Below are 25,895 nucleotides of genomic sequence, written 5' to 3'. Positions count from 1 at the left end.
AGACCGAACGATGTCACATCGCAAGTCATTGCTCATCGCCAACCGCGGCGAAATCGCGATCCGGATTGCCGGCGCCGCCGCGTCGCTGGGCATGCGCAGCGTCGCCGTCTGTTCGGTCGACGACCAGACCAGCCTGCATGTGCTCAAGGCAGACGCCTGCGTGGTCCTGCCCGGGCGCGGCCCGGCCGCCTATCTGGACATGGAGGCGGTCATGGCCGCCGCGGAGGCCGAGACCTGCGACATGATTCACCCCGGCTACGGGTTCCTGAGCGAAAACCCGGATTTCGCCCGGCTGTGCGAGGACAGGGGCATCACGTTCGTCGGACCGTCCTCCGAGGTGCTGCGGCTGTTCGGCGACAAGGTCTCGGCCCGCACTCTGGCCGCCTCGCTCGACGTCAGGATCCCGCTCGGCACCGAGGGCGCGACCACGCTGGAGCAGGCCCGGGCCTTCTTCGCCTCGCTTGGCGAGGGCGGCGTGGCGATGATCAAGGCGGTGGCCGGCGGCGGCGGACGCGGCATGCGCGTCGTGCGCTCCGCCGCGGAGCTGCCCGAGGCGCATGAGCGCTGCCGCTCGGAGGCGCAGGCGGCCTTCGGCAACGATGCGGTCTATGTGGAGGAATTCATCGCCAGCGCCCGGCATGTGGAGGTTCAGGTTCTGGGCGACGGGAGCGGCAATGCCGTTCACTTCTGGGACCGCGAATGCAGCCTGCAGCGCCGTCACCAGAAGCTGGTCGAGATCGCGCCGTCGCTGGTGGTGGAGCCGGGGCTGCGGCAGGCGATTCTCGATGCGGCGCTGCGGCTGGCGCGGCAGACCCGTTATCGCGGGCTCGCCACCTTCGAATTCCTGGTCGAGACCGACACTGCGCCGCCTCGGTTCCATTTCATGGAAGCCAATCCGCGCATCCAGGTCGAACACACGGTCACCGAGGAAGTCACCGGCCACGATCTCGTCGAGGCGCAGCTGAGGGTCGCCATGGGCGCGAGCCTCGACGATCTCGGACTGGTTCAGGATCGCATCCCGGAGCCCCGGGGCTATGCCATCCAGTTGCGGGTCAACATGGAGCAATTGCAGGCTGACGGGTCCGTGCTTCCTTCGGGCGGCGTGCTCAGCGCCTTCGACCTGCCGTCCGGTCCCGGCATCCGGGTCGACAGTTTCGGCTACACCGGCTACCGCACCAATCCGGCGTTCGATTCCCTGCTGGCGAAGATCATCGTCCGCTCCCGCACCGGCGATTTCGCCGACGCCGTCGCCAGGGCCGACCGCGCCCTCAGCGACACCCGAATCGAGGGGGTGAAGACCAATGCCGGGTTCCTGCGCCAGTTGCTGGCGCAGCCGGAAATCCGGGCGGGCGACTTCCACACGCGCTTCATCGAGACGCACTTGGCACGGATCCTGGCGACGGACGTCTCCGATGCGCGGCGTCCGGCAGCCCTTGACAGGGAGGCCGGCGCGGCAGCCCCGTCGGGCCATGCCGAGATTCCGCCGGATCTCTCCCCCGATGCCCTCGCCATCGGCGCGCCGATGCAGGGACTGGTGGTCCGGATCGATGTCGGCATGGGCGAGCTGGTGTCCGCCGGCTCGCAGATTGGCATCATCGAGGCGATGAAGATGGAGATGCCGGTGCTGACCCCGCTTGCGGGCCGCGTCTGCCATATCGGGTGCGCGGTCGGCGACAGCATCGAACTCGGCGCCGTCATGGCCTATCTCGATCCTGAAGACGACTGGATGGCCGGCAGTGTGGCCGTTGCGGCCGGCGATCCCGCCGCCATCCGTCCGGAACTGGCCGAGCTCCTCAAGAGGAAGGACGGACTTCTCGACGCCGCCCGTCCCGAGGCCGTCGAGCGCCGGACCCGATCGGGCAAGCGGATGGTGCGCGAGAACCTCGCCGGCTTCTTCGACGGCGGCCGCTACGAGGAGTATGGCAGCCTGACCTACGCGGCGCAGAAGTCGCGCCGCAGCGTCGAGGAGCTGCTGCGGATCAGTCCGGCGGACGGGCTGCTCGCCGCCGTGGGCCAGGTCAACGGCGACGTCTTCGCGGAGCAGGCGGCGCGGTGCATGGCGCTTGCCTATGACTACACCGTGCTGGCCGGAACCCAGGGAATCAATTCGCATCACAAGAAGGACCGCATGCTGCAGCTGGCGGAGCAGTGGCGCATTCCGGTGATGCTGTTTGCCGAAGGCGGCGGCGGAAGGCCCGGCGACACCGACTATACGGGCGTCAGCGGACTGGATTCCATGACCTTCCGGCGGCTGGCGAAGCTCAACGGGCTTGTGCCGCTGGTGGGAGTGGTGACCGGCCGCTGCTTTGCCGGCAACGCCGCCCTGCTGGGATGCTGCGACGTCATCATCGCGACGCGCGATTCCAACATTGGCATGGCCGGTCCGGCGATGATCGAAGGTGGCGGTCTCGGCGTGTTCAGGCCCGAAGAGGTCGGACCCACATCCGTCCAGGGCCCGAACGGCGTGATCGACGTGCTGGTCGAGGACGAGGCGGAAGCCGTGGCGGCCGCCCGCCGCTATCTCGGCTACTTCCAGGGAACGCTGCCCGAGTGGACGGCCCCGGATCAGACAGCGCTGCGGCAGGTCGTGCCCGAAAACCGGCTTCGCGCCTATGAGGTGCGCAAGGTCATCGAGCTGCTGGCCGACGAAGGCACGACGATGGAACTGCGGCGCGGCTTCGCGCCGAGCCTGGTCACCACGCTCATCCGCATCGAGGGACGAGCCATCGGCGTGATCGCCAACAATTCGCTGGCCCTCGGCGGCGCCATCGATGCCGACTGCGCCGACAAGGCGACGCGGTTCATGCAAGTGTGCGAGGCCTTCGGGCTTCCCATCGTCACCTTGTGCGACACGCCGGGCTTCATGGTCGGGCCCAGGGCAGAGGAAACCGCGCTCGTCAGGCACGTGTCGCGGATGTTCGTCACCGCCGCGGCGCTCACCGTGCCGATGGTGACGATCGTGCTTCGCAAGGCCTATGGCCTGGGTGCGATGGCGATGGCAGGCGGCAGCTTTCATGCCCCCGCGGCTTCGCTGTCCTGGCCGACCGGTGAGTTCGGCGGCATGGGGCTGGAGGGAGCGGTCAGGCTTGCCTACCGGGCCGATCTTGCCGCCGCAGCGGAAGGCGAACAGCGCGACGCGCTGTTCCGCAAGCTCGTTGACCAGATGTATCAGAAGGGCAAGGCGCTCAACGTCGCCAGCACCCTGGAGATCGATGACGTGATCGACCCGGCCGAGACGCGCAGCCGCATCCGCTCCGTACTCAGCGCCGCCGGCGTCGGCCGGGCTCCGCGGACCGGGTCGCGGATCGACACATGGTGAGGGGTTGCCTGCGGCCGGGCTGCAGATTTGGTTCATCAGATGAAATGATATTCGTCAGATAACTTTTTGCTTGTCTGCCCCCGACATTTGTGGTTACCTGAATTTGAGTGAGGAAGCCGCCGATCGCGGCCAGGGAGGAAGATGGAATGCTCAGGAATCTCAAGAGGATTGCGCTTGGCTGTGCGTGCGCGGCACTGATGACAGGCTCCGTGGGGGCCGAGACGCTGCGCTTCGCCATCGGCGTGCCGGAGAATTTCACGGTCGTCTCGGCGATGAAGTATTTCGCCGAAAAGATCCCGGAGCGCACGGACGGCAAGCTCGACGCGAAGCTGTTCACCGGCTCGTCGCTGCTCAACTTCACCGAGACCTTTTCCGGCGTGCGGGACGGGATTGCGGACATGGGCTATGTTGTGGCGGCCTATCACCGCGCCGAGCTCAAGGAATCCAATCTCATCGGTGATCTCGGCATGCTCGGATCGAACCTGGTGGTGATGGCCGGTGCGGCAAGCGAATACTGCTTCACCGATCCCGAATGCGCGGCGGAGTATGTCAATCAGGGGCAGGTGTTCCTGGGCTTCGGTTCGACCCCGCCCTACCGGGTGATCTCGAAGACCCCGCTCAAGTCGCTCGCCGATCTGAAGGGAAAGCGGATCCGCAGCTTCTCGGCCTATGGACGCTGGGCCGAGGCCATGGACGGCGTGCAGGTCAACCTTCCCGCGGGCGACATCTACCAGGGGTTCTCGCAGGGCACGATCGACGCCAACATGCATCCCTACGAGGCGCTGGTGACGCTGAGCCTGAAGGATGTGGCGAAATATGTCACGGATCTGCCGCTCGGCACGTTCTACATCAACGCTCTGTTTGACACCAATCTCGACCTCTGGCGCAAATGGGATGCCGAGACCCGCGTCGCGGTGATGGACACGGCAGTCGAGGGGATCGGCCGCGCGGCGGCTGCGACCTACAGCGAAGATCTGGCCTTCGCCAATGGCGGTGTCGCCAAGCTCGGCGTCGAAGTCGTCACCCCCGACCCGGATGTTGTCGATGCGACGAAGGCATTCGTCGAAAAGGACGTTCCCGCCATCGCGGCGCTGAACGAAGAAACATTCGGCGTCACTGGCGCCGCGCCCAAGATCGCCCGGTTCCAGGAACTGGTTGCCAAGTGGGAAGGGCTGGTCGCCAAGATCGACCCCGCCAATCAGGACCAGGTGGCCGATCTCTACCGCGAGAATGTCTTCGGAAGCATCGATAAGGCGACCTACGGCATGTAGATCACGGTTTCGGCGGGCCGCATCCGCGGCTCGCCGGCCATCTGTCATAAAGGTCAGCCGTATGTCCGGTCCACACTCCCTGTTTTTCAGGCTTGGTCGCCTGCTTTCCCGCACGCTCGACGCCACGCAGGTGATTGCCGCAATCCTCGTCATGGCGATGATGCTGCACGTGGTTCTGGACGTTGTCCTGAAATATGCGATCTCCAACGGCTTTCCGGCCACGGTCGAGATCGTCTCCAACTACTACCTGGTGGGACTGGCCTTCCTGCCGCTGGCGCTGGCCGAGAAGCAGAATGCCCATATCTCTGTGGAGGTGGTGACCTCGATCCTGCCGCTGCCGGTGCAGCGCGGGCTCCTCGTGCTGGCATGGATCCTGTCCATCATCACCTATTCGGTGCTCGCGCATCAGACATTCCTGGATGCGCTGGAAAAGCAGCGCATCGGCGCCTTCATCTTCAGCCAGGGCGTCCGGCTGTTCACCTGGCCGTGCTATTTCATGCTGCCCATCGGCTTCGGGCTGATGGTGCTCGCTCTCGTCTACAGGCTTCTTGCGCTCTTCCGACCTGGAAGCGACGGGCTGGGCGCGGCCGATCCCCTCTACACTTCCCCAGAGCATTATCATGACTGACCTGATGATCGGTTTCTCGGGCGTGGCGGTGGCCGTCCTGCTCATTCTTGCCCGCATTCCGATCGCCGTCGCACTGGCGTCGGTGTCCTTCGTGGGCATCCTCGTGCTGCTCGGAGAGCGGGCGGCCTATGGCATTCTGTCGGCCGTGGTGTACGATTTCGTCGCCAACTGGACGCTGACATCCATTCCGATGTTCCTCCTGATGGGCTTCATCTGCTTCCATGCCGGCCTGACCAAGGGATTGTTCAATGCCTGCCGTGTCTGGCTGTCGGGGCTGCCCGGAGGCCTGGCCATCACCTCGGTGGTGGGCGCGGCCGGCTTTGCCACGGTCACCGGTTCCTCGGTGGCCTGCGCGGCGGCGATGGGCCGGATCGCGGTCCCGGAAATGCTGCGGCTGGGATACAAGCCCGAGCTCGCCACCGGCTGCATCGCCGCCGCGGGCACCATAGGGGCGCTGATACCGCCCAGCATCCTGCTGATTCTGTTCGGGGTGTTCACCCAGACGCCGGTGAGCCTGCTGTTCCTCGGCGGAGTCGGCGCGGGACTTCTGACCGCGATCTCCTACATCTTTGTCATCATCGTCCGGGTGAAGCTCGATCCCTCGCTGGCCCCGAGTTCCGCCACGCCGATCACCCGCCAGGAGCGGCGCGACGCCATGCGGGAGACCTGGCCGACGCTGCTCTTGATCGGGATCGTGTTCGGCGGCCTGTTCAGCGGCCTGTTCACCGCTACCGAAGCCGGCGCTGTCGGCGCCATGGCCTCCTTCGCGGTCGCCGCGATGAACCGCACCCTCAACCGCGGAGTGATCTGGAATTCCATCGTCGAAACCACGGTCACCACGGCCAGCATCTTCGTCATCACCATCGGCGCAAACCTGCTGACACGGTTTCTGTCGCTGAGCGATGTGGCCGGCGTGCTTTCCGAGACCATTGTCGGTTTCGGCGCCGAGCCGTGGATGCTCGCCATCGGCCTGACCTGCCTCTACATGCTGCTCGGCCTGATCCTGGAGCCCATCGGCGCCATGCTGCTGACGCTGCCGGTCGTGCTGCCGGTGATGGCGGCCTCGGAAGCCAGCTTCATCTGGTACGGGGTGCTGATCGTCAAGCTCCTGGAAATGGGCATGATCACCCCTCCGGTGGGGCTGAACGTCTTCGTGGTCAAGAGCGTGGTGGGCAACCAGGTGTCCACCACCCAGATCTTCCGGGGAATCTGGTGGTTCCTGGTGATCGATTTCGTCGTCGTCGGGCTGATGATCGCCTTTCCGGGGCTGGTTACGGCCCTTCCGAACCTCATTGGAAGCTGACCGGCCCCCGGTGGAGGGTCCGGTCGCCACCCCTGTCAGTTGCAGTTCATACCGGAGGTCCCATGCGCGCTTTGATCCAGGAATGGCCCTTGCTTTGCCACAGGATTATCGACTACGCGGCCATCCAGCACGGCGCCCGCGAGGTCGTCTCGCGCTCGGTCGAAGGTCCCATCGTCCGCACCAGCTATGCCGCCATCCGCGCCCGCGCGCTCAAGGTCAGGACCCGTCTGGCGGCCGACGGCTTCAACCGTGACGACCGAATAGCGACGCTCGCCTGGAACACCAGCCGCCATGTCGAAGCCTGGTACGGCGTCATGGGCGCGGGCATGATCTGCCACACGCTCAATCCGCGGCTGTTTCCCGAACAGCTGGCCTGGATCATGAACGATGCAGACGACCGCATGGTGTTCGTCGATCTCACCTTCGTGCCGCTGATGGAAAAGATCGCGCCGCTGGTTCCTGGCCTGCGGCGGATCGTGGTGCTGACGGATGCCGCCCACATGCCCCGGACGTCGTTGTCCGGCGCCGTCGCCTACGAGGACTGGATCGCGGAGGCAACGGTCGGGCTGGACTGGCTGCCGGCCGAGGAGACCGACGCGGTGGCGCTGTGCTACACCTCGGGCACCACCGGCAATCCCAAGGGCGTGCTCTATTCGCACCGCTCCAATGTGCTGCATGCGATGATGGTGACGCGGCCCGACGCCATGGAGATTTCCTCCCGCGACACGGTCATGCCGGTGGTGCCGATGTTTCATGCCAATGCCTGGGGCATCGCCCATGCCGCGCCGATGGCCGGCGCGAAGCTGGTGATGCCGGGCGGGCGCATGGATGGCGAGGCAATCTGGGAACTGCTCGACAGCGAGCGGGTGACGCTGACGGCCGCCGTTCCCACCGTCTGGCTGATGCTGCTCGAGTATCTGCGCCAGACCGGCAAGACGCTGCCCTGGCTCAAGCGCGTGGTCATCGGCGGATCGGCATCGCCGCGGGCGATGACGATGGCCTTCGAGAAGGACTACGATGTCGAGGTGATCCATGCCTGGGGAATGACCGAAATGTCGCCGGTGGGATCCCTGACCACGCTCAAGCCCGAGAACAGCGGTCTCGCGGGCGATCAGCTCTACGACCTCAAGCAGAAGCAGGGATTTGCGCCGTTCGGTGTCGAGATGAAGCTCGTCGACGACGAGGAACGCCAACTTGATTGGGACGGCAAGACCTTCGGCCGGCTCAAGGTGCGCGGAATGGCGGTTGCCTCGTCCTATTACGGTGGCACGGGCGCCGACAGTTTCGACAGCCAGGGCTGGTTCGAGACCGGGGATGTCGCGCATATCGATCAACTCGGCTACATGCAGATCACCGACCGGGCCAAGGACGTCATCAAGTCGGGCGGCGAATGGATCTCGACCATCGATCTGGAAAACCTGGCCGTGGCTCATCCCGATGTCGCCGAGGCAGCCGTCATCGGCATCGCGGATCCGAAATGGGACGAACGCCCGCTTCTGATCGTCGTGGCGCGGGCGGGGGCGGAGCGGGAGGCGGCGCCGATCCTTTCCTTCATGGAGGGCAAGATCGCCAAATGGTGGATCCCGGACGAGGTCGCCTTCGTCGATGAAATCCCGCACACGGCCACCGGCAAGATCAACAAGGTCGCGCTCCGGGAAATGTTCAGCGACCGGGTCAGCTGAGTGATATCCGCTCCCCGCCGGGCCCCGACCCCGAGATCCTTCCCGACCAGGACGGCATGCCTTCCGATTGTCCGGACGTGCGCGTCGAGCGGACGCGAGGATTGATCGTCTCCCGGTCTGCCGTCGCTCAAGCGCTGGGCAGAGGTGCGACTGCCGACGTCCGGCCATGCGAGAGCCCGGAAAGCTGCGTCATCATCATCCGCCGCTGATGCCGCCGGTGGCGCTGGGCTGGGTCTCGTCGACGCTCGCCGGCGCCATCGTCTGCTCCTCGGCCAGCCACAGGAACGCGAAAAACAGCCGGCAATGGCGGCTGCCGCGATGGCGACGGCTCCGTGCGGCACTTCGTTGGGAATGATTCCTTCGTCTGTCCGTCCGCTGCACGCCTGATCGGCCGTCATCCCGCGCGGCACAACCGCTCCCACCGGTCCGGGTGGTCCTCGTCGTAGAATTCGTGGACCTTCTCGTCCTGCGCCGCCTGTTCGCGGCGGGTCAGGAGCCGCTGCCGCATCAGGGCGTTGATGATCGGGGCGCCGAGCAGCAACGGCCCGACGGCGACGGCGAAGACCCAGAGCACGTTTTCCATCTCATTCCTTCCTTGCGGCTCGAGAGCCGTTCGATGGTCCCCAATCGGCGGGCGCCCGGTTTGTTCCCGATCCTTGATGCGCCCCAGTCCACGGCCTGAGGGGCAGGGGACCTGCCTCCGGCGGTGGGGGCAGGCTGGGCTGCAGCGCCTGCATCCCCGGCCGCGCCACCGCCACACTTTGAAGGATCGCTCTTTCGCGGGGGGCTGGATCCCGAAACGGTGCGTCGGGATCCGCACGCCGCCGCCCTTGGCACGCCGCGGAGTGCGGGATTCGGTTTCCGCCCCAGGCGGATATTGACAAGGTTTCAAACTTGTTTCACTCTGTGCATGACTGTTTCGAATAGCGAAACAGAATGGGAGGAGTCACCATGAAGAGATTGGCCGTATTTGCGGGCAGCGCGTTGCTGGCGTTTTCACTTTCCGCGTCCGCGCAGGAAGTCACCCTGAAGATGGGGCACGCCGCCTCGTCCAAGCACATTTTCCAGACCGGACTCGAGATCTTCGCCAAGAAGGTCGCCGAGAAGACAAACGGCAACGTCAAGGTCGAAGTCTATGGCGATCGCCAGCTCGGCGACGACAAGCAACTGCTCGAAGGTCTGCAGATCGGCCTGATCGACGGCGCGCTGGTCTCGACCGCGACGCTGCCGCTGGTGGTCGGCGCCGGATCCTTCGACGCCTTGCAGCAGCCCTTCGCGGTCAAGAGCTACGAGCAGCTCTCTGCCGTGCTCACGTCCGAGCTCGGTGACGAACTGCTCGCCACCCTCGACGCCAAGTCGATCAAGGGCGTCGGCTTCGTCGACGCCGGCCTGCGCCACTTCCTGGCCAAGGACAAGGATGTCTCCAGCGTCGCCGATTTCGCCGGCCTGAAGACCCGCATCGTCCCGATCCCGCTGCACAAGGCGATCTGGGAAGCCATCGGCGTCAATCCGATCGGCATGGCCTATGGCGAGGTCTATTCGGCGCTCGAGACCGGCACCATCGACGCCGTCGAGATCAACCTGTCCTCGATCCAGTCCGAGAGCCTCTACAACGCCGCCAAGAAGGTGACGCTGACCGGGCACTATTTCTGGCCCGGCGCCGTCATGCTGTCGTCCCAGGCGTGGGGCAAGCTCAGCGACGCCGACAAGAAGGCCGTCGAGGAAGCCGGTCGCGAGACCACGACCGAAGCCTACGCGCTGGCCGCCACCCAGGAAGCCGACACCATCACCTTCCTCAAGGACAATGGCGTCACCATCACCGAGTTGAGCGATCTCGACAAGATGAAGGAACTGACCGCCCCGGTGGTCGAGAGCTGGAAGGGCAAGGACCCGTTGATTGCCAAGTTCCTCGACGCCTACGCCAAGGGAGAATGATCCGATGGCGACGGCGACCAAGGTTTACCAGTGGAGCCGTCTGCCCAGGGAAAAGGTTCGCGAGGGTGTCTCGCGAACCGCCTTCCGGGGAGACAGCGCGATGATGGTGATGAACTGGCTCGAGCCGGGCATGGAGAAGAAACCCCATTCCCACCCCTTCGAGCAGCTCGCCTTCATTCTCTCGGGCCGCGTTCGCTTCGAGATCGGCGACGACGTGGTCGAAGTCGGCCCCGGCGAAGTGGTGCGCATTCCGCCCGATGTCATCCATTGCGGCGAGGCGATCGGCGACGAGGTCGCGGTCAATCTCGATGTCTTCGCACCGGTGCGGGCCGATTACCTGCACCTGACCGAATACCAGGAACCCGATTTCCTGTAGCCAAGTCTGTTCAAGTTCGATGAATTTTCACCTGCCCGGCACGCCCTGCCTGGCGATCGGATGAAGCATGCCGCGAGTCTGACGCGGAAACCGGAGTCGCCGCCGTGACTGTCACACTCTTCCACCGCGTCTTCCGAACCGGCCTGCAGGCGGTTCTGGCCGCGCTGATGATCGGGTTGCTCGCGGTGATGAGCGCCCAGATCATCTGGCGCTACGGTCTGAATTCCTCGCTGCTCTGGTCGGAGGAGCTCTGCCGCTACATGCTGATCTGGGTCTCGTTCCTCGCCGTCATCTTCGCCTATGAGCGCGGCGAGATCGCGGCGCTGTCCTTCCTGTCCACCTCGCTGCCGCGGGTCGGCGCGCTGGTGCTGGCCATTGTCGGCGGCCTGTTCGCGGTCGTGCTGTGCTTCACGCTGGTCTACTACGGCTACATCTACGCCGGTTTGGCCGGCGGCCAGCCGATCCCGGCGCTGCGCTTCATCTACGAGGACATCTTCGGACCGTCCGCACCGGTCGCGCCGAGCGTGTTCTGGGTCTACTTCGCGCTGCCGCTGGGGATGGGACTTCTCGGCCTGCGCATTCTCATCGACATCGGCCTCTACGGCCGGGCCATCGTCCGAGGCGAAACGCTCGGCGATGTGACATTTCGCACCGGGAGTGCCGCGCAATGACCCTCTACCTGATCGCCTTTCTCGGCTTCATGGTCATCGGCATCCCGGTGGCCTTCAGCCTCGGCCTGGCGTCGCTGACCTATCTCGTCATCAACGACCAGACCCATCTGCTGATCGGCTTCCCACAGAAGATGATCGCCGGCATCGACAATTTCGTGCTGCTGACCATTCCCTTCTTCATCCTCGCCGGCAACCTGATGAACTCCGCCGACCTGACGCGGCAGATCGTCCGCTTCGCGCAGTTGCTGGTCGGCCGGGTGCAGGGCGGACTGGCGGCGGTCAACGTGGTCGCCAGCATGATGTTCTCCGGCGTCAGCGGCGCGGCCACCGCCGAAGCCTCGGCCATCGGCAGCGTCATGATCCCCTCGATGCGCCGCGACGGCTATGCACCCGAATACGCCGCAGCGCTGACGGCCGCCGGGTCGATCCTCGGGCCGCTGGTGCCGCCGTCGCTGTCGCTGATCCTTTACGGGGTGCTCACCGGCACCTCGATCGCCGACCTGTTCCTGGCCGGCATCGTGCCCGCCTTCCTGCTCTGTGGACTGCTCATCGTCTATGTGCTGGTCAAGGCGCGTCGCGAGGGGCATCCGCTGCCGCCGGAAGTCTCCAAGGAGGAACGGCGCGGACTGGCGCTCAAGGCGCTGCCGGCGCTGCTGCTGCCGGTGATCATCGTCGGCGGCATCCGCAGCGGCATCTTCACGCCGACCGAGGCCGCAGCCGTCGCCGCCGTCTATGCGCTGGCCGTCGGGACGATGCTGTACCGGACGCTCAGCCTCAGGAAGATCCTGGCAGCGTTCTACGAGACCGCAACCATGACCGCCGGCGTCATGCTCATCGTCGCCATGGCCAGCATGACCTCCTTCATCCTCGGCATCGAGAACATCCCGCAGGCGATCGCCGCGCAGCTGCTGCAGATCAGCTCTTCGCCCTGGGTGCTGATCCTGCTGCTCAACGGCGTGCTGCTGGTGCTCGGCCTGTTTCTGGAGCCGCTTGCGGCCCTGGTGCTGGCAATGCCGATCCTCAACGAGATCTTCCCGCTGCTGCACATCGACCCGGTGCAGTTCGGGATCATGGTGGTGCTCAACCTGATGATCGGAATGATCACGCCGCCGGTGGGACTGTGCCTGTTCATCGTCTCGGCCATCGGCCAGGTGTCGCTGGAGAAGGTGGCGCGCGCAGTGCTGCCGATGATCGGCATCTGCCTGATCATTCTCACCCTCGTGGCCTTCGTGCCGTTCCTCACGCTTGCCCTGCCACTGTTCTTCAAAGGCTGAGCTCATGACCGACAGCAAGACGACCAACCAGTCCACCGAGGCCGCCTTCCGCATCATCGAGGAGATGGCGCCGATGAGCGAGAGCGTCCGCGTCACCGACCTCGCCAAGCGGCTCGGCATGCCGCGGACCCGGATCTACCGCTACCTGCAGACGCTCGTCAGCCTCGGCTATGTCCGCCAGGACCCCGCGACCGAGCGCTACCGGCTGACGCTGAAGCTGTTTCATGTCGGCCAGGCGATCGCCGACGGCACGCAACTGACCAGCGTCGCCCGCCCGGTGATGATGCAGTTGCGCGACAAGACCGGACACACGACGACGCTGTCGATCCCGGAGGACGGCGGCATGCGCGTGGTCGATATCGTGCGCATGGATTCGCCGGTGCAGATCATCACCAAGCCGGGAGCTCTGCTGACCTTCCACGCCTCGGCGCAGGGAAAACTGGCTCTCGCCTTTGGGAAACCGGAATTTTGGGATGGCATCAAGGACCAGCCACTCGAAGCCTTCTCGTCGCTGACCAACACCAGCATCGACCGGCTCCGCAAGGAAATCGAACGCGCCCGCCTGACCGGCTGGGCGGTGGCGCCCGAGGAGACGCTGCGCGGCGTCAACGCCGTCTCGGCGCCGATCTTCGACCTGCAGAACCAGTTCGTCGCCACCATCACCATCGCCGGCTCGGTGCAAGACATCAAGCCTGAACCTTCGGCAGCGCAATGCGCGGCCGTTACACACGCGGCGAGAGCGATCTCCGCCGATCTGGGATGCACGGAGTACCCGATATGACACGTTACGCGCTTGCCATCGACATCGGCGGCACCTTTACCGACGCCGTGCTGCTGGCATCCGACGGCCGCAGCTTCGTCGACAAGACGCTGACCACCCACAACGACCTGCTGGAGGGTTTTTTCCGCGGCGTCGACCTGGTGCTGGGCAAGGCGGGCATCGGCCCGGCCGACGTCGACGACGTTGTCGTCCACGCCACCACCATCGTCACCAACGCGCTCATAGAACGCAAGGGACCGCCGGTGGCGTTGCTGCTGACCGAGGGGTTCCGCGACATCCTCTACATCCGCGAGGAACACCGCTACGACATGTACGATCCGCAGATCGAGTTCGCCGAGCCGCTGGTGCCCGCCGAGCGCACCTTCACGCTGCGCGAGCGCGCCTTTGCCGACGGCAGCATCGGCACGCCGATCAACCGCACCGAAGTGCTCGAGGTGATTGCCAAGTGTCGCGCCAAGGGTGTGGTGTCGGTTGCCGTCTGCTTTCTCAACTCCTACCGCAACGGCGCCAACGAGGAAGAAGTAGGCCGGATCTTCGCCGAGGAGGCGCCCGACATCTATGTCTCGCTCTCCAGCGTGATTGCCCCGCAGATGCGTGAATATCCCCGCGCCTCCACCGTCGCCATCAACGCCTACACCGTGCCCATGACCCGGCCCTACCTCTCGGCGCTGATCGCCGAACTCGGCAATCGCGGCTTCGTCCAGCAGCCACTGATCATGCTGTCGAACGGCGGTGTCATCGGCGCCGAGCGCGCCAGCAGCTTTCCGGTCCGCATGATCGAATCGGGCCCCGCCGCCGGAGCGCTCGTCGCCTGCCATTTCTCGCGCATCTTCGGCATTCCCGACCTGATCTCGTTCGACATGGGCGGCACCACCGCCAAGGCCTGCATGGTGCAGGGCCACGAGCCGCTGGTCACCAGCACCTTCGAGGTCGACCGCCGCTACCGCTTCAAGCCGGGCAGCGGCATGCCGATCACCGTGCCGTCGATCGACATGATCGAGATCGGCGCCGGCGGCGGCTCCATCGCCTCGGTCGATGATCTCGGCCTGCTCAAGATCGGGCCGGAAAGCGCCGGCTCCATGCCCGGACCGGCCTGCTATGGCCGCGGCGGCACCCATGCCTGCGTCACCGACGCCGACGTGATGCTCGGCATCCTCAATCCGGACCGCTTCCTCGGCGGCGACATGAAGCTCGATGCCGAGGCCGCGGGACAGGCCTTCGACCGGCTCGGCGCCAAACTCGGTCTCAGCCGCACCCAGTCTGCCTGGGGCGTGTTCGAAGTCGTCTGCGAGCAGATGGCGGCTGCAACCCGCACCCATGCAACCGAACGGGGCATCGACTATCGAGGCCTGCCGCTGCTGGCCTTCGGGGGCGCCGGCCCGGTGCATGCCTGCATGGTCGCCAATCTCACCGATTCCACCAAGGTGATCTACCCGCCGCTCGCGAGCGTGCTCTCCGCCTTCGGCACGCTGGTGACCCCGGCGCAGATCGATCTGGTGCGCAGCCTGGTCTCGCCGCTGGCCGATCTCGACTGGGACAAGGTCGACGTCGTGCTGGCGGCCATGGTGGAGGAGGGGGGCGCCGCGCTCTCCGAGGCCGGCATTCCGAAAGCGGACGCGAGCTTCGGCTACTCCGTCGAGATGCGTTATATGGGCCAGCAGTCGGAAGTCCGCATCAGCCTGCCCGACGATGTCCGCAAGAGCCGCGACACCGCGGCCATCCACGACCTGTTCGAGGCCGAGTACCACCGCCAGTACGGGCTCAAGCTCGCCGGCATGGGCATCGAGATGGTCAACTGGCTGGTGACAGCCAGCGGCCTGCAGCCCGACCGGCCTGCGGCAAAGCAGGCGACGAGCGCGTCGGTGCCCAATCGCTCCAGCCGCATCGTCCACATTCACGGAAAGCCGGAGGAGGTGCAGGTCTACCAGCGCTCCGCCGTGACGGCGTCCGACCGCATTGCCGGTCCCGCGATCATCGAGGAGCGCGAGACGACAATCTTCATTCTCAAGAACTGGACCGCGACGCTGCACGAGAGCGGCAGCATCGTGGCAGACAAGACAAAGGGAGCCCTCTGATGGACGGCGTGGAACTTCAGATCCTGTGGAGCAATCTCATCGGCATCGTCAGCGAGCAGGCGCGCGCCTTGCAGCGCATCGCCTTCAGCCCGATCGTGCGGGAAGCCGGCGACCTCGCCAACGGCCTGTTCGACGAAAAGGCGCGGATGGTGGCGCAGGCCGTCACCGGCACGCCGGGGCACATCAACTCGCTCGCAGCGGCGGCGAGCAATCTGCTCGCCCATACCGACATGACTGAGCTCAAGCCCGGCGACGTGCTGATCACCAATGATCCGTGGATGTCGGCGGGCCACTTCTTCGACATCACCATCCTGTCGCCGATCTTTCGCGGCGACCGCATCATCGCCTATGCCGGCTCGACCATTCACCACTCCGACATCGGCGGCTACGGCATCGGCTCGGGCGCCCGCGACATCCATGAGGAGGGGCTCTGGATCCCGGTGATGAAGCTCTACGAGCAGGGACGGCCGAACAAGACCCTGTTCGACATCATCAAGCGCAACGTGCGCACGCCCGATGCCTTGATGGGTGATCTCGGCGCCCAGGTCTCCAGCGGCCTGATCGCGTCCGAGCGGCTCAACGCGCTCTGCGACCGCTACGGCCTCGACGACATTGCCGAGTTGTCTCAGGAGATCATCGAGCGGTCCGAGAAGGCCACCCGCGAAGCCATCCGCAAGTTGCCGAGCGGCACCTATCACGGCGCCTCCAAGTTCGATGTGCCCGGCGGCGAGGTCATCGACCTCAAGACCGCGGTGACGGTGGACGCGGAAGCCGGCGAGATCACCATCGATTTCGAGGGCTCGTCGGGACCGAGCGCCATGGGCATCAATGTGGTGCCGGCCTACACCCACGCCTATGCCACCTTCGCCATCCGCTCGACGCTCAATCCCGACCTGCCCAACAATGCCGGCTCGCTGGCGCCGATCCGGATCAAGCTGCCTGACGACTGCGTCGTCAACGCGCGCTATCCGTCGCCGGTCAATGCCCGCCACGTGGTCGGCATGTATGTGCCGTTCCCGATCCTCAAGGCGCTGGCGCAGGTGGTGCCCGACGCGGTGATTGCCGAAGGCTCCGGCGCGGTCTGGACCATCCAGGTGCAGGGACGCGATGCGGCGGGCAAGCCCTTCACAAGTTCGATGTTCAACTATTCGGGCGGCATGGGCGCACGCGCCACCAAGCCGGGCCTGTCTGCCATCTGCTATCCGACCGGCGTGTCCGCCGTGCCGGTCGAGGTGCTCGAAGCCTCCTATCCGATCGCGTTCACCTGCAAGGAACTCGAACGCGGCACCGGCGGCACCGGCAGGCAGCCGGGCGGCGACGGCCAGCGCATCGGCTACCGCATGCGGACCAACTCGCCGTGGCTGCTCAACACCATTCCGAGCCGGCTGTCGAATGCGCCGGAGGGCCTGTTCGGCGGCGGGGACGGTGCTGCCGGGGTGTTCCAGATCAATGGCGAAAACATCGTCGACACCCGCAAGCGGCAGATGCAGCCCGACGACGAGGTGTTCATGATCACCCCGGGCGGCGGCGGCTACGGAGCCGTCTGACATGCAGAAAGAGCGCCTCGGCGTGTTGCGCCGGGGCTCGTGAAACGGGCAAAGTCGATGGATCGATAACGAGCTGTCCGCCTGTTGCCTGTCCGACGGGGCCGGGCAAGGCCTGGCGCCACAGCTCCGCCAGCAACATTGAAAGGGCGCGGCATGAATGTTTCCGAATGGCTGGTGCGGACCGCGCGCCGATCTCCCGAAGCGCCGGCGCTGCTCTCGGGCGAGCGCGTCGTCGCCACCTATGCTGAGTTCGCCGAGCGGGCGGCGCGCATCGGCGCCACGCTCAGGTCCGGCCACGGCATCAGGCCGGGAGACCGGGTGGCGCTGTTCATGAAGAATGCGCCGGACTATCTCGAACTGCTCTACGGCATCTGGTTCTGCGGCGCCGTGGCCGTTCCGGTCAATGCCAAGCTGCATGTGCGCGAGGCAGCCTTCATTCTCGCCAATTCCGGCAGCCGCATGGTCTTCGTTTCCGGCGGTGAAGCTGAACTGGCCGCAGTGCTGGAATCCGAATGCCTGATCGTCGATACGCATGACGGCCCGCTGGCTGACGCATTCATTGCGCCGCTCGCCTCGCCGGAGCCGAGGGCAGGCACGGACCTCGCCTGGCTGTTCTACACCTCCGGCACCACCGGCAAGCCCAAGGGCGTGATGCTGAGCTTCGCCAATCTGCAAGCGATGACCTATGCCTATTTCGTCGACGTCGACGACGTGCTTGCCGAAGACGCCGCCGTCTACGCGGCGCCGATCTCGCACGGGGCAGGGCTCTACAATTTCATGCATGTGCTGCGCGGCAGCCGCCACGTGGTGCCGGAATCGGGCGGCTTCGATGCCGCCGAACTCTGCGACCTGGCGCCACGGCTCAAGAGCGTGACGATGTTCGCCGCCCCGACGATGATCAGCCGGCTGTTGAGCTTCGCGCGCCAGAGCGGCTATCGCGGCGACGGTATCCGCACCATCGTCTATGGCGGCGGGCCGATGTATCTCAGCGACATCCAGACGGCCACCGATCAGTTCGGCGACCGCTTCGTGCAGATCTACGGCCAGGGCGAATGCCCGATGGCGCTGAGCGCGCTGCCGCGTGGAGCGATCGTCGATCGGAGCCATCCCGCGTGGAAGGAACGGCTGGGCTCGGTGGGAACCGCTCAATCCTGCGTGCGCATCCGCATCGTCGACCCTGAGGGCAATGACCGGGCAGCGGGAGAGATCGGCGAGATCATCGCCGAGGGCTCGCCGGTGATGGCCGGCTACTGGGACAACCCGCAGGCCACCGCAACCACCCTGCGCGATGGATGGCTGTGGACCGGCGACATGGGCAGCCTCGACGCCGACGGCTATCTCACGCTGCGCGACCGCTCCAAGGACGTCATCATCTCGGGCGGCACCAACATCTATCCGCGCGAGGTCGAGGACGCGCTGCTCTCGCATCCCGGCGTGACCGAGGTTTCGGTGGTGGGCCGGCCGAACCCGGAATGGGGCGAGGAGGTGGTGGCCTTCGTCGTGCTGACCGAGCCCGGTTCGGTGAGCGAGGCGGAGCTGGACGCCCATTGCCGTGCCCATATCGCCGGCTTCAAGCGGCCCAGGACCTATCGGTTCGAGGAGGCGCTGCCCAAGAACAATTACGGCAAGATCCTCAAGACCGAGCTGCGGCAGAAGCTGCATTCAGACTAGGGCGCTTCCATTTTCGTTGAACCGCAGACGCGCTCCCGGTTCTTGATAGGGGCATTGTCCCGCGACGAAGTGACATTCACGTCGTCCGGAGATGATCTAAAGCGAATCGCGCAGGCGACCGACCCAGCCCTTCTTTTCGGCGACCTCCGCAGCCGGCGCGTCGTCGCCGGCCGGCTGCGGGCCGACGATCTGGCTGAACTTCGAGAAGAAATCGCCAGCCAGCTTCTTGGCCGTTCCGTCGATCAGCCGGCTGCCCAGCTGGGCGATCTTGCCGCCGATCTCGGCCGAGACCGCATAGTTGAGCATGGTCGCCTCGCCGTCGGGGACCAGCACCACCCTGGCGCCGCCCTTGGCAAAGCCCGCCATGCCGCCCGAACCCTCGCCGCTGATCGTGTAGCCGTTCGGCGGATCGAGATCGGACAGCGTCACCTTTCCGGTGAAGCTCGCCTTTACCGGCCCGACCCGCAAGGTCACCTTGGCGTTCATCTCGGTGTCCGACGTCTTCTCGATCGAATCGCAACCGGGAATGCATTGCCTGAGCACCTCGACGTCGTTCAATGCGGCGTAGACCTGCTCGCGGGAAGCCTCGATGCGCTGGGAGCCGTTCATTTCCATCTTGATATGTCCTTGTCAGAGTGTGCGTTGGCCGCGACGGCGGATCTCGATCATTTCGGCGACGATCGAGAACGCGATCTCGTCGGGCGTGATGGCGCCGATGTTGAGGCCCGCCGGGGCATGGATGTGCTCGAGCCGCTCGGATGCGACCCCGGATGCCGTCAGGTCGGCCTTGAGCGCGGCTGCCTTCTTGCGCGAGCCGACAAAGGCCAGGTACTTGCAGGGCGCCTGCACGGCCGCCTTCAGCGCCAGGCTGTCGCCGCGGCCCTGGGTGGCGATCACCACATAGTCGCGCTCGCTGCCGTCGACGGGAATGGCGTAGCCGTCGACCAGCCGGTCGGCTTCGCCGAAGCCGGCGTGCTCGGGCGCGGGGGCGCAGACGGTGACGAAGAACCCCATGCGGCGGGCGAGGTCGGCGAGTGCCACCGCCACCGGGGAGGCGCCGCAGACCGTCAGGTGCGGCCGCGGCAGCACCGGCTCGACAAACACATCCATGGTTCCCTGGCTCGGGCACATGTTCTTGGCATAGACGACGCCGTCGCGGATCTCGCCGGCCTTGACCCGGTGCTCCGACAATTGCTCGTCGGGCTGGATGCTGACAAGCCGCGACTGCCCGTCGGCCAGCGCCTCGCGCGCGGCCTTGAGCACCGCGCCGCGGGCGCAGCCTCCGCCGATCCAGCCTTCGGTGATGCTGCCATCGGCCAGGATCACCGCCTTGGCGCCGGCCTTCGCCGCGGTGACCGATACGGTGCGCACCACGGTGGCCAGCGCGAAGGGCTCGCCCTTCGATCTGTAGTTGCTGATCAGATCGAGAATGTCGGACTGCCGCGGCATGGTCATATCTTCGCCAGATAGGGTTCAAGAGCTTTGAGACTGTCGAGATCGTGGGCCGGCGCAAACAGATCGACATAGGGCAGCGCCGCCTTCATGCCGGCGGCCTCGGGCTGATAGCCCTGCCAGCCGATCATCGGATTGAGCCAGGCGATGCGGCGGCAGCGGCGACGCAGGGCCTGCATCTCCGCCCCCAGATTCTCCGCCGGTCCGGTGTCGTAGCCGTCCGAGACGATCATCACGCAGGTGCGCGAATGGATGCAGCGTTTGGCATGCCAGCGATTGAAGGTGGCGAGGCTCTCCCCGATCCGTGTTCCGCCGCCGGTGCCCTGGGCCAAGAGTGACATCCGTTCCATGGCGCGCTGCGGATTGCGTTCCTTGAGAGCCGGCGAGATGTGGATCAGGCGGGTGTGGAAGACGAACGCCTCGGCCTCGCGAAAACTGTCGAGCACGCCATGCATGAAGCGCAGGAAGACGGCCGAATACAGGCTCATCGAGCCGGAGGCGTCGAGCAGCACCACGAGCCGCAACGGCTTGTCCTTGCGCCTGCGGCGGACGAGCTCGATCGGGGTGCCGCCATGGGCGATGCTCTTGTGGATGGTTCGCCTGAGGTCGAGCCTCTGGCCGGAGCGGCGCGCATGCATCCGGCGCGTCAGCCGGGCGCGCATGCTCATGGCAAGGCGCCCGGCAAGCTCGTGGGCTGCGGCCAGATCCTCGGGCTGGGTGAGGTGGCGGAAATCGGTCCGCGACAAAAGCTCGGTGCGGGAGGCACCTTCGCGCCTGGACCGGCCGGTCTCGGAAACCTCGCTGCCTTCGCCGCGCTCGACATGGTCGGCTTGATCGCTGTCACCCAGGCCGCGTTGCCCCGCCGCCAGCGACTGCAGGCCCTGCGGCGTTGTCTGCGGCGCGCCGGAGATGCGGGTCGCCGACTTCATGCCGCGGCTCAGCCAATAGGCGTCGAAGATCTCGTCGAATTTCTGCCAGTCCGATTGCCGGCCGCAGAACAGCGCCTTCAGAGCGGGGCGCAGGCGCGAGGGCCGGGCCGCGTCGTGTCCGCTCAGCATCGCCAGGGCATCCCGGGTCTCGGCCAGCCCGATGACGAAGCCGTTGTCGCGCAGGATATGGGCAAAGCCGTTGAGCTTCGTCCGGACGCCGGCGCCAAGGGGGTTTTCCGCGGCGATCGCCAGACTCATCTCAGGCCACCCTGCCGATGAGGCGGTCGGAGACTTCGCGGGTCATGCGCGACTTGTCCTCGGCCGTCTTGATCAGGCACATCAGCGTCTCGTGCACCGTTTCCGGCTCATCGCGGAGATGGCGGACCTCCAGCCCGGCAAGCGTCGCCGCCCAGTCGAGCGTTTCGGCGACGCCCGGCGACTTGCGCAGGTCCTCCTTGCGGATGAGACCGACCATGGTGGCGATCTGCAATGCCAGATCGGTGTCGATGCCGGGCAGCCGCGACAGGATGATCCGGGCCTCCCGGTCGACATCTGGATAATCGACATAATGATAGAGGCAGCGGCGGCGCAGCGCGTCGCTGAGTTCGCGGGTGCCGTTCGACGTCAGGATGACGCGGGGAATGGTGGTGGCCGTGATCGTCCCCAGTTCGGGAATCGACACCTGGAAGTCGGAGAGCAGCTCGAGCAGGAACGCCTCGAACTCCTCGTCGGCGCGGTCGACCTCGTCGATGAGCAGGACGGCGGGCTTCGCCTGCCGGATGGCGGCCAGCAGCGGCCGTTCCAGGAGATAGGCCTCGCTGAAGATGTGCTCCTCGACCGCCGAGGCGTCGCTGCCCTCGCGCGCCTTGATGGCCAGCAACTGGCGCTGGTAGTTCCACTCGTAGAGCGCCGCGCTCTGGTCGAGGCCCTCGTAGCATTGCAGGCGGATCAGCCTTGTGTCGTGGGCCAGCGCCAGGGCGCGCGCCACCTCGGTCTTGCCGACTCCGGCTTCGCCCTCGAGCAGCAGCGGTCGCCGGAGGCTCTCCATCAGCCACAACGCCGTGGCCAGGTCGCGGTCGGGAATGTACCCGACCGCTGCCAGTTGCATGGCAATCTCTTCCTGTGGAATTTTCACCGGTTTGCTGATCCTATTGGTGCAGGTTCAGTTTCTCGCCGACCTTCCACAGACGCCAGGCATCGTGCGGCATCTGGATGTGCCCGGCGCCGAGGAACGCATAGGCGTCGTTGACGGCGTTGGAGAAGCACGGCACCCCGCCCACATGCGGGCTTTCGCCCACGCCCTTGGCGCCGATGGGGTGATGCGGCGAGGGTGTGACGGTGTGGTCGGTTTCCCAGTGCGGGGTCTCCACCGCGGTGGGCAGGAAGAAATCCATGAACGACGCGCCCATGACATTGCCCTGCTCGTCGTAGCGGATTTCCTGGCCCATGGCGCAGGCAAACGCTTCGGTCAGCCCGCCATGCACCTGGCCCTCGATGATCATCGGGTTGATGCGGGTGCCGCAGTCGTCGAGCGCGTAGAAGCGCCGCGTCTTGGCGACACCGGTGTCGACGTCGATGTCCATGACGCAGAAATAGGCGCCGAAGGGATAGGTCATGTTCGGCGGTTCGTAGTAATTGACCGCCTCCAGGCCCGGCTCCATGTTCGGGGGTGGGCTGTTGTAGGCGGCCCAGGCGATTTCCTTCATCGTCTTGAACTTCTCCGGAAGCCCCTTCACCCGGAAACGGTCGACGTCCCATTCCAGGTCGCCTTCATGCACTTCCAGCATGTGGGCGGCGATCATCTGCGCCTTGGCCTTGATCTTGCGGGCGGCCACGGCGGTTGCTGCACCCGCCACCGGCGTGGAGCGCGAGCCGTAGGTGCCCAGACCGTAGGGGGCGGTGTCGGTGTTGCCTTCCTCGATCATGATGTCGTCGGCCGGAATGCCGATCTCGGTGGCGATGATCTGGGCGTAGGTGGTCTCGTGGCCCTGTCCCTGGCTCTTGGTGCCCATGCGGGCGATCACCGATCCGGTGGGGTGGATGCGGATTTCCGCCGAATCGAACATGGCGATGCCGAGAATATCGCAGTTCTTGGCCGGACCCGCGCCGACGATCTCGGTGAAGAAGGAGATGCCGATGCCCATCAGCTCGCGGGTTTCGCCGCGGGTGAAGGCCTCGCGCTTCCTGGCCTGCTCTTCGCGCAGCTCCTTGTAGCCTATGGTGTCCATCGCCTTCTTCATGGCGGTGTGATAGTCGCCGCTGTCATATTCCCAGCCGAGCGCGGACTGGTAGGGGAACTGCTCGGCCTTGATGAAGTTCTTGATGCGCAGTTCGGCGGCGTCCATGCCGAGCTTGTGGGCGAGCAGTTCGACCGCCCGTTCGATGGCGAAGACGGCTTCCGTGACCCGGAACGAGCAGCGGTAGGCCACGCCGCCCGACGCCTTGTTGGTGTAGACACCGTCGACGGCGAGATGGGCCACCGGAATGTCGTAGGAGCCGGTGCAGATATTCATGAAACCGGCAGGCCATTTCGACGGGTCGGCGCAGGCGTCGAAGGCGCCGTGGTCGGCGAGCACGTGCACGCGCATGGCGAGGATCTTGCCTTCCTTCGTGGCGGCAAGCTCGGTGGTCATGTGGTAGTCGCGGGCAAACGACGTGGTGGAGAGGTTCTCCATCCGGTCCTCGACCCACTTGACCGGCACGCCGAGCACGATGGAGCCGACCACCGAGCAGACATAGCCGGCATAGGCACCGACCTTGTTGCCGAAGCCGCCGCCGATGTCGGGCGCAATCACGTGGATCTTGTGCTCGGGAAGCCCCGAGATCAGCGAGACGACGGTGCGGATGACGTGCGGCGCCTGGAACGTGCCCCACAGCGTCAGTTCCCCCTTCACCTTGTCGAAGGACGCCACCGACTGGCAGGTCTCGAGCGGCGAGGGATGGGTGCGGTGGTCGACCAGCATTTCCTTGATGGTGACATCGGCATTGGCGAAGACCGCGTCGGTGGCCTCCTTGTCGCCGATCATCCATTCGAAGATGTGGTTTGGGTGCTTGCGGGGGCCGTGGGCGCCCGTCATCTTGTCCTGAATGTCCTCGCGCAGGATCGGCGCGTCGGGCAGCATCGACTTGAACGGATCGACGATGCAGGGCAGCGCTTCGTATTCCACGTCGACGAGCTCGGTGGCGTCGGAGGCGATGTAGCGATCCACGGCGATGACGAAGGCCACTTCCTGGTTCTGGAACAGCACCTTCTCCTCGGCCAGCACCGCCTGCACGTCGCCGGCGAGCGTCGGCATGTAATGCAGCCCCAGCGGCTTGAGGTCGGCGGCGGTGAGCACGGCGATGACGCCCGGCAAGGCCTTGGCGCGGCTGGTGTCGATGCTCTTGATGCGCGCATGGGCGTGCGGCGAACGGACAAAGTCGCCGAACAGCATGCCGGGCAGCTTCAGGTCGTCGACATAGCTGCCCTTGCCCTGGGTGAAGCGGATGTCCTCGACGCGCTTGCGCTTGCAGCCCATGCCCTGGAGTTTTTCGGTGCGCTCGGCGCGGTCCTGGTCAATCCTGGTCTGGTCGTTCATTCTGCAGCCTCCTGGAACGGGGTGCCGTTGATCTTCGCGGCGGCATACTGGATGGATTTGACGATGTTGACGTAGCCGGTGCAGCGGCAGAGATTGCCGGAAATGCCGTGGCGGATTTCGTCTTCGGTGGGCGCGGGATTTTCCTGCAGCAGCCGGTGCGCCCGCAGGATCATGCCGGGCGTGCAGAAGCCGCATTGCAGGCCGTGCATCATGCGAAAACCTTCCTGCAGGGCGCTGAGCGTGCCATCGGCGTTGGCGACACCCTCGATGGTGGTGATGCTGGCGCCGTGGGCCTGGACAGCGAAGGTCATGCAGCTCTTCACCGACATGTCGTCCATGTCGACGGTGCAGGCGCCGCAATGACCGGTGTCGCAGCCGATATGGGCGCCGGTCAGGTTCTGCTGTTCGCGCAGGAAATGGATGAGCAGCGTGCGCGGTTCAACCAGCGCCTCCACCGTCCTGCCGTTGATCGTCAGTTCGATATGCGATTTCGTCATCGGAGTTCCCCCTCAAGCTTCGGTGCGGGACCGGGCCCGCTCAAGTGCGCGTCTGAGCATGATGCCGGCCATCTTGGTGCGATATTCCGCCGGCCCCCGCATGTCGGAGGCAGGGTTGGTGATCGCTTCGGCCGCGGCCAGGGCGGCGTCCACCGAGGGCTTGTCGAGGCGGGTGCCGACGAGCAGCGCGGAGGCCTCCGAGGCCCAGAGCGGGGTTTCCGAGACGTTGGTCAGGCCGATGGATGCGCTGGTGCAGGTGCCGCCCGCCATGGTGATGACGACGGCGGCGGCGGCGGTGGCATAGTCGCCGACCTTGCGCTTGAGCTTCTCGTAGGCGTAGCCGTGTCCCGCCGGGGGGACGGGGATGCGCACCGAGGTCAGGATCTCCCCGTGCTCGAGGGCGGTGTAATAGGCGCCATGGTAGAACTCGCGCGCGGCGACGTCGCGGCCGCCATCCGGGCCGTGGACGCGATAGGTCGCGCCGAGGGCCATCATCAGCGCCGGCATGTCGTTGCCCGGATCGCCATTGGCGACATTGCCGCCGAATGTCCCCTTGTAGCGTATCTGCGGATCGGCGATCAGCCGCGAGGTTTCGGCGATGATCGGGATGTGCCGGGCGAGGTCCTCCGACGCGATCAGCTCGAACTGCGTCGTCATGGCGCCGATGACGATGTCGCCGCCCGCGACGGTGATGCCCTTGAGATTGCCGATCCCGGAAAGATCGACGAGGTGATCGGGCGAGGCCAGCCGGGTCTTCATCAGCGGGATCAGGCTGTGGCCGCCCGCGAGGATGCTCGCCTCCTCGCCAAGGCTGGCCAGCAGGGTAACGGCATCTTCGATGGTTGCGGGTCGATGATAGTCGAATGCGCCAGGTATCATTCTCGCTCCTCCCAAAGCTTGGCAGAT

21 protein-coding genes are annotated in these 25,895 nt (G+C 65.7%); 13 read left to right on the top strand and 8 right to left on the bottom strand.

What is annotated here, in order from left to right; translation table 11 throughout:
- Positions 1-10: 10 nt before the first annotated feature.
- The 5 genes from DFR52_RS22740 to DFR52_RS22720 all read left to right on the top strand — a co-directional run bounded on the left by DFR52_RS22740 (position 11) and on the right by DFR52_RS22720 (position 8,203).
- Positions 11-3,319, top strand: coding sequence for an acetyl-CoA carboxylase family protein (locus DFR52_RS22740; protein WP_110034379.1), 3,309 nt, complete (start codon positions 11-13; stop codon positions 3,317-3,319).
- A gap of 146 nt (positions 3,320-3,465) precedes the next feature.
- Positions 3,466-4,590 (top strand): C4-dicarboxylate TRAP transporter substrate-binding protein, encoded by a 1,125-nt coding sequence (locus DFR52_RS22735; protein WP_110034378.1) that lies wholly within the window; start codon positions 3,466-3,468, stop codon positions 4,588-4,590.
- A 61-nt stretch (positions 4,591-4,651) separates the two neighbouring features.
- Positions 4,652-5,218, top strand: a complete 567-nt coding sequence (locus tag DFR52_RS22730) for a TRAP transporter small permease (protein ID WP_158285027.1) — start codon at positions 4,652-4,654, stop codon at positions 5,216-5,218.
- Entirely contained in the window at positions 5,211-6,521 is a 1,311-nt protein-coding gene (locus tag DFR52_RS22725) for a TRAP transporter large permease (RefSeq protein ID WP_110034376.1), read from the top strand. Before DFR52_RS22730 ends, DFR52_RS22725 begins: the two co-directional genes overlap by 8 nt.
- 62 nt (positions 6,522-6,583) lie before the next feature.
- Positions 6,584-8,203 (top strand): long-chain-fatty-acid--CoA ligase, encoded by a 1,620-nt coding sequence (locus DFR52_RS22720; RefSeq protein ID WP_110034375.1) that lies wholly within the window; start codon positions 6,584-6,586, stop codon positions 8,201-8,203.
- Positions 8,204-8,597: 394 nt separating this feature from the next.
- Here DFR52_RS22720 and DFR52_RS22715 read toward each other — a convergent pair whose 3' ends face one another.
- Positions 8,598-8,786 carry a hypothetical protein gene (locus tag DFR52_RS22715; RefSeq protein WP_110034374.1) on the bottom strand — a complete coding sequence of 63 codons (189 nt, stop codon included), beginning with the start codon at positions 8,784-8,786 and terminating at the stop codon, positions 8,598-8,600.
- A gap of 368 nt (positions 8,787-9,154) precedes the next feature.
- Here DFR52_RS22715 and DFR52_RS22710 point away from each other — a divergent pair, with 368 nt between their 5' ends.
- The 8 genes from DFR52_RS22710 (at position 9,155) to DFR52_RS22675 (ending at position 18,533) form a co-directional block, all read left to right on the top strand.
- Entirely contained in the window at positions 9,155-10,138 is a 984-nt protein-coding gene (locus DFR52_RS22710; RefSeq protein WP_158285026.1) for a TRAP transporter substrate-binding protein, read from the top strand.
- Between the two features lie 4 nt (positions 10,139-10,142).
- A complete protein-coding gene (locus tag DFR52_RS22705; protein ID WP_110034372.1) occupies positions 10,143-10,514 on the top strand; it encodes a cupin domain-containing protein in 372 nt (123 codons plus the stop codon).
- A gap of 104 nt (positions 10,515-10,618) precedes the next feature.
- Positions 10,619-11,185 carry a TRAP transporter small permease gene (locus tag DFR52_RS22700; RefSeq protein ID WP_110034371.1) on the top strand — a complete coding sequence of 189 codons (567 nt, stop codon included), beginning with the start codon at positions 10,619-10,621 and terminating at the stop codon, positions 11,183-11,185.
- Entirely contained in the window at positions 11,182-12,459 is a 1,278-nt protein-coding gene (locus DFR52_RS22695) for a TRAP transporter large permease (RefSeq protein WP_110034370.1), read from the top strand. The genes DFR52_RS22700 and DFR52_RS22695 overlap by 4 nt, the downstream gene beginning before the upstream one ends.
- Before the next feature lie 4 nt (positions 12,460-12,463).
- On the top strand, positions 12,464-13,240 hold the full coding sequence (locus tag DFR52_RS22690) for an IclR family transcriptional regulator (RefSeq protein ID WP_110034369.1): 777 nt from the start codon (positions 12,464-12,466) through the stop codon (positions 13,238-13,240).
- Complete coding sequence (locus DFR52_RS22685) at positions 13,237-15,315, top strand: hydantoinase/oxoprolinase family protein (RefSeq protein ID WP_158285025.1); 2,079 nt, start codon at positions 13,237-13,239, stop codon at positions 15,313-15,315. The genes DFR52_RS22690 and DFR52_RS22685 overlap by 4 nt, the downstream gene beginning before the upstream one ends.
- Positions 15,315-16,862, top strand: coding sequence for a hydantoinase B/oxoprolinase family protein (locus tag DFR52_RS22680; protein WP_110034367.1), 1,548 nt, complete (start codon positions 15,315-15,317; stop codon positions 16,860-16,862). The genes DFR52_RS22685 and DFR52_RS22680 overlap by 1 nt, the downstream gene beginning before the upstream one ends.
- A gap of 153 nt (positions 16,863-17,015) precedes the next feature.
- Positions 17,016-18,533, top strand: coding sequence for a class I adenylate-forming enzyme family protein (locus DFR52_RS22675; RefSeq protein ID WP_110034366.1), 1,518 nt, complete (start codon positions 17,016-17,018; stop codon positions 18,531-18,533).
- A gap of 96 nt (positions 18,534-18,629) precedes the next feature.
- On the opposite strand, the gene DFR52_RS22670 is transcribed toward DFR52_RS22675, so the two are convergent.
- From DFR52_RS22670 to DFR52_RS22640, 7 genes are read right to left on the bottom strand one after another with little or no spacing between them, the layout of a single operon-like run.
- Positions 18,630-19,148: an SRPBCC family protein gene (locus DFR52_RS22670; protein ID WP_110034365.1), complete on the bottom strand. Its 519-nt coding sequence runs from the start codon at positions 19,146-19,148 to the stop codon at positions 18,630-18,632.
- A 15-nt stretch (positions 19,149-19,163) separates the two neighbouring features.
- A complete protein-coding gene (locus DFR52_RS22665) occupies positions 19,164-19,982 on the bottom strand; it encodes an XdhC family protein (protein ID WP_110034427.1) in 819 nt (272 codons plus the stop codon).
- 2 nt (positions 19,983-19,984) lie between these two features.
- A complete protein-coding gene (locus DFR52_RS22660) occupies positions 19,985-21,172 on the bottom strand; it encodes a vWA domain-containing protein (RefSeq protein ID WP_110034364.1) in 1,188 nt (395 codons plus the stop codon).
- Position 21,173: 1 nt separating this feature from the next.
- On the bottom strand, positions 21,174-22,022 hold the full coding sequence (locus DFR52_RS22655) for an AAA family ATPase (protein ID WP_110034363.1): 849 nt from the start codon (positions 22,020-22,022) through the stop codon (positions 21,174-21,176).
- Between the two features lie 40 nt (positions 22,023-22,062).
- Positions 22,063-24,492 (bottom strand): aerobic carbon-monoxide dehydrogenase large subunit, encoded by a 2,430-nt coding sequence (locus DFR52_RS22650; protein WP_110034362.1) that lies wholly within the window; start codon positions 24,490-24,492, stop codon positions 22,063-22,065.
- Complete coding sequence (locus DFR52_RS22645) at positions 24,489-24,989, bottom strand: (2Fe-2S)-binding protein (protein ID WP_110034361.1); 501 nt, start codon at positions 24,987-24,989, stop codon at positions 24,489-24,491. Before DFR52_RS22645 ends, DFR52_RS22650 begins: the two co-directional genes overlap by 4 nt.
- A gap of 12 nt (positions 24,990-25,001) precedes the next feature.
- A complete protein-coding gene (locus DFR52_RS22640) occupies positions 25,002-25,868 on the bottom strand; it encodes an FAD binding domain-containing protein (RefSeq protein WP_110034360.1) in 867 nt (288 codons plus the stop codon).
- Positions 25,869-25,895 lie beyond the last annotated feature (27 nt).

Source organism: Hoeflea marina (assembly GCF_003182275.1).
GTDB lineage: Bacteria > Pseudomonadota > Alphaproteobacteria > Rhizobiales > Rhizobiaceae > Hoeflea > Hoeflea marina.
This window is presented reverse-complemented; position numbering and strand designations above follow the sequence as displayed.

Excerpts from the sequence above, each read along its gene's own strand:
- DFR52_RS22670 (WP_110034365.1), bottom strand. The coding sequence starts at position 19,148 with ATGGAAATGAACGGCTCCCAGCGCATCGAGGCTTCCCGCGAGCAGGTC.
- DFR52_RS22660 (WP_110034364.1), bottom strand. The coding sequence starts at position 21,172 with ATGAGTCTGGCGATCGCCGCGGAAAACCCCCTTGGCGCCGGCGTCCGG.
- DFR52_RS22645 (WP_110034361.1), bottom strand. The coding sequence starts at position 24,989 with ATGACGAAATCGCATATCGAACTGACGATCAACGGCAGGACGGTGGAG.
- DFR52_RS22720 (WP_110034375.1), top strand. The coding sequence starts at position 6,584 with ATGCGCGCTTTGATCCAGGAATGGCCCTTGCTTTGCCACAGGATTATC.
- DFR52_RS22640 (WP_110034360.1), bottom strand. The coding sequence starts at position 25,868 with ATGATACCTGGCGCATTCGACTATCATCGACCCGCAACCATCGAAGAT.
- DFR52_RS22695 (WP_110034370.1), top strand. The coding sequence starts at position 11,182 with ATGACCCTCTACCTGATCGCCTTTCTCGGCTTCATGGTCATCGGCATC.
- DFR52_RS22650 (WP_110034362.1), bottom strand. The coding sequence starts at position 24,492 with ATGAACGACCAGACCAGGATTGACCAGGACCGCGCCGAGCGCACCGAA.
- DFR52_RS22710 (WP_158285026.1), top strand. The coding sequence starts at position 9,155 with ATGAAGAGATTGGCCGTATTTGCGGGCAGCGCGTTGCTGGCGTTTTCA.
- DFR52_RS22735 (WP_110034378.1), top strand. The coding sequence starts at position 3,466 with ATGCTCAGGAATCTCAAGAGGATTGCGCTTGGCTGTGCGTGCGCGGCA.
- DFR52_RS22655 (WP_110034363.1), bottom strand. The coding sequence starts at position 22,022 with ATGCAACTGGCAGCGGTCGGGTACATTCCCGACCGCGACCTGGCCACG.
- DFR52_RS22705 (WP_110034372.1), top strand. The coding sequence starts at position 10,143 with ATGGCGACGGCGACCAAGGTTTACCAGTGGAGCCGTCTGCCCAGGGAA.
- DFR52_RS22730 (WP_158285027.1), top strand. The coding sequence starts at position 4,652 with ATGTCCGGTCCACACTCCCTGTTTTTCAGGCTTGGTCGCCTGCTTTCC.
- DFR52_RS22680 (WP_110034367.1), top strand. The coding sequence starts at position 15,315 with ATGGACGGCGTGGAACTTCAGATCCTGTGGAGCAATCTCATCGGCATC.
- DFR52_RS22740 (WP_110034379.1), top strand. The coding sequence starts at position 11 with ATGTCACATCGCAAGTCATTGCTCATCGCCAACCGCGGCGAAATCGCG.
- DFR52_RS22725 (WP_110034376.1), top strand. The coding sequence starts at position 5,211 with ATGACTGACCTGATGATCGGTTTCTCGGGCGTGGCGGTGGCCGTCCTG.
- DFR52_RS22675 (WP_110034366.1), top strand. The coding sequence starts at position 17,016 with ATGAATGTTTCCGAATGGCTGGTGCGGACCGCGCGCCGATCTCCCGAA.
- DFR52_RS22685 (WP_158285025.1), top strand. The coding sequence starts at position 13,237 with ATGACACGTTACGCGCTTGCCATCGACATCGGCGGCACCTTTACCGAC.
- DFR52_RS22715 (WP_110034374.1), bottom strand. The coding sequence starts at position 8,786 with ATGGAAAACGTGCTCTGGGTCTTCGCCGTCGCCGTCGGGCCGTTGCTG.
- DFR52_RS22690 (WP_110034369.1), top strand. The coding sequence starts at position 12,464 with ATGACCGACAGCAAGACGACCAACCAGTCCACCGAGGCCGCCTTCCGC.
- DFR52_RS22665 (WP_110034427.1), bottom strand. The coding sequence starts at position 19,982 with ATGCCGCGGCAGTCCGACATTCTCGATCTGATCAGCAACTACAGATCG.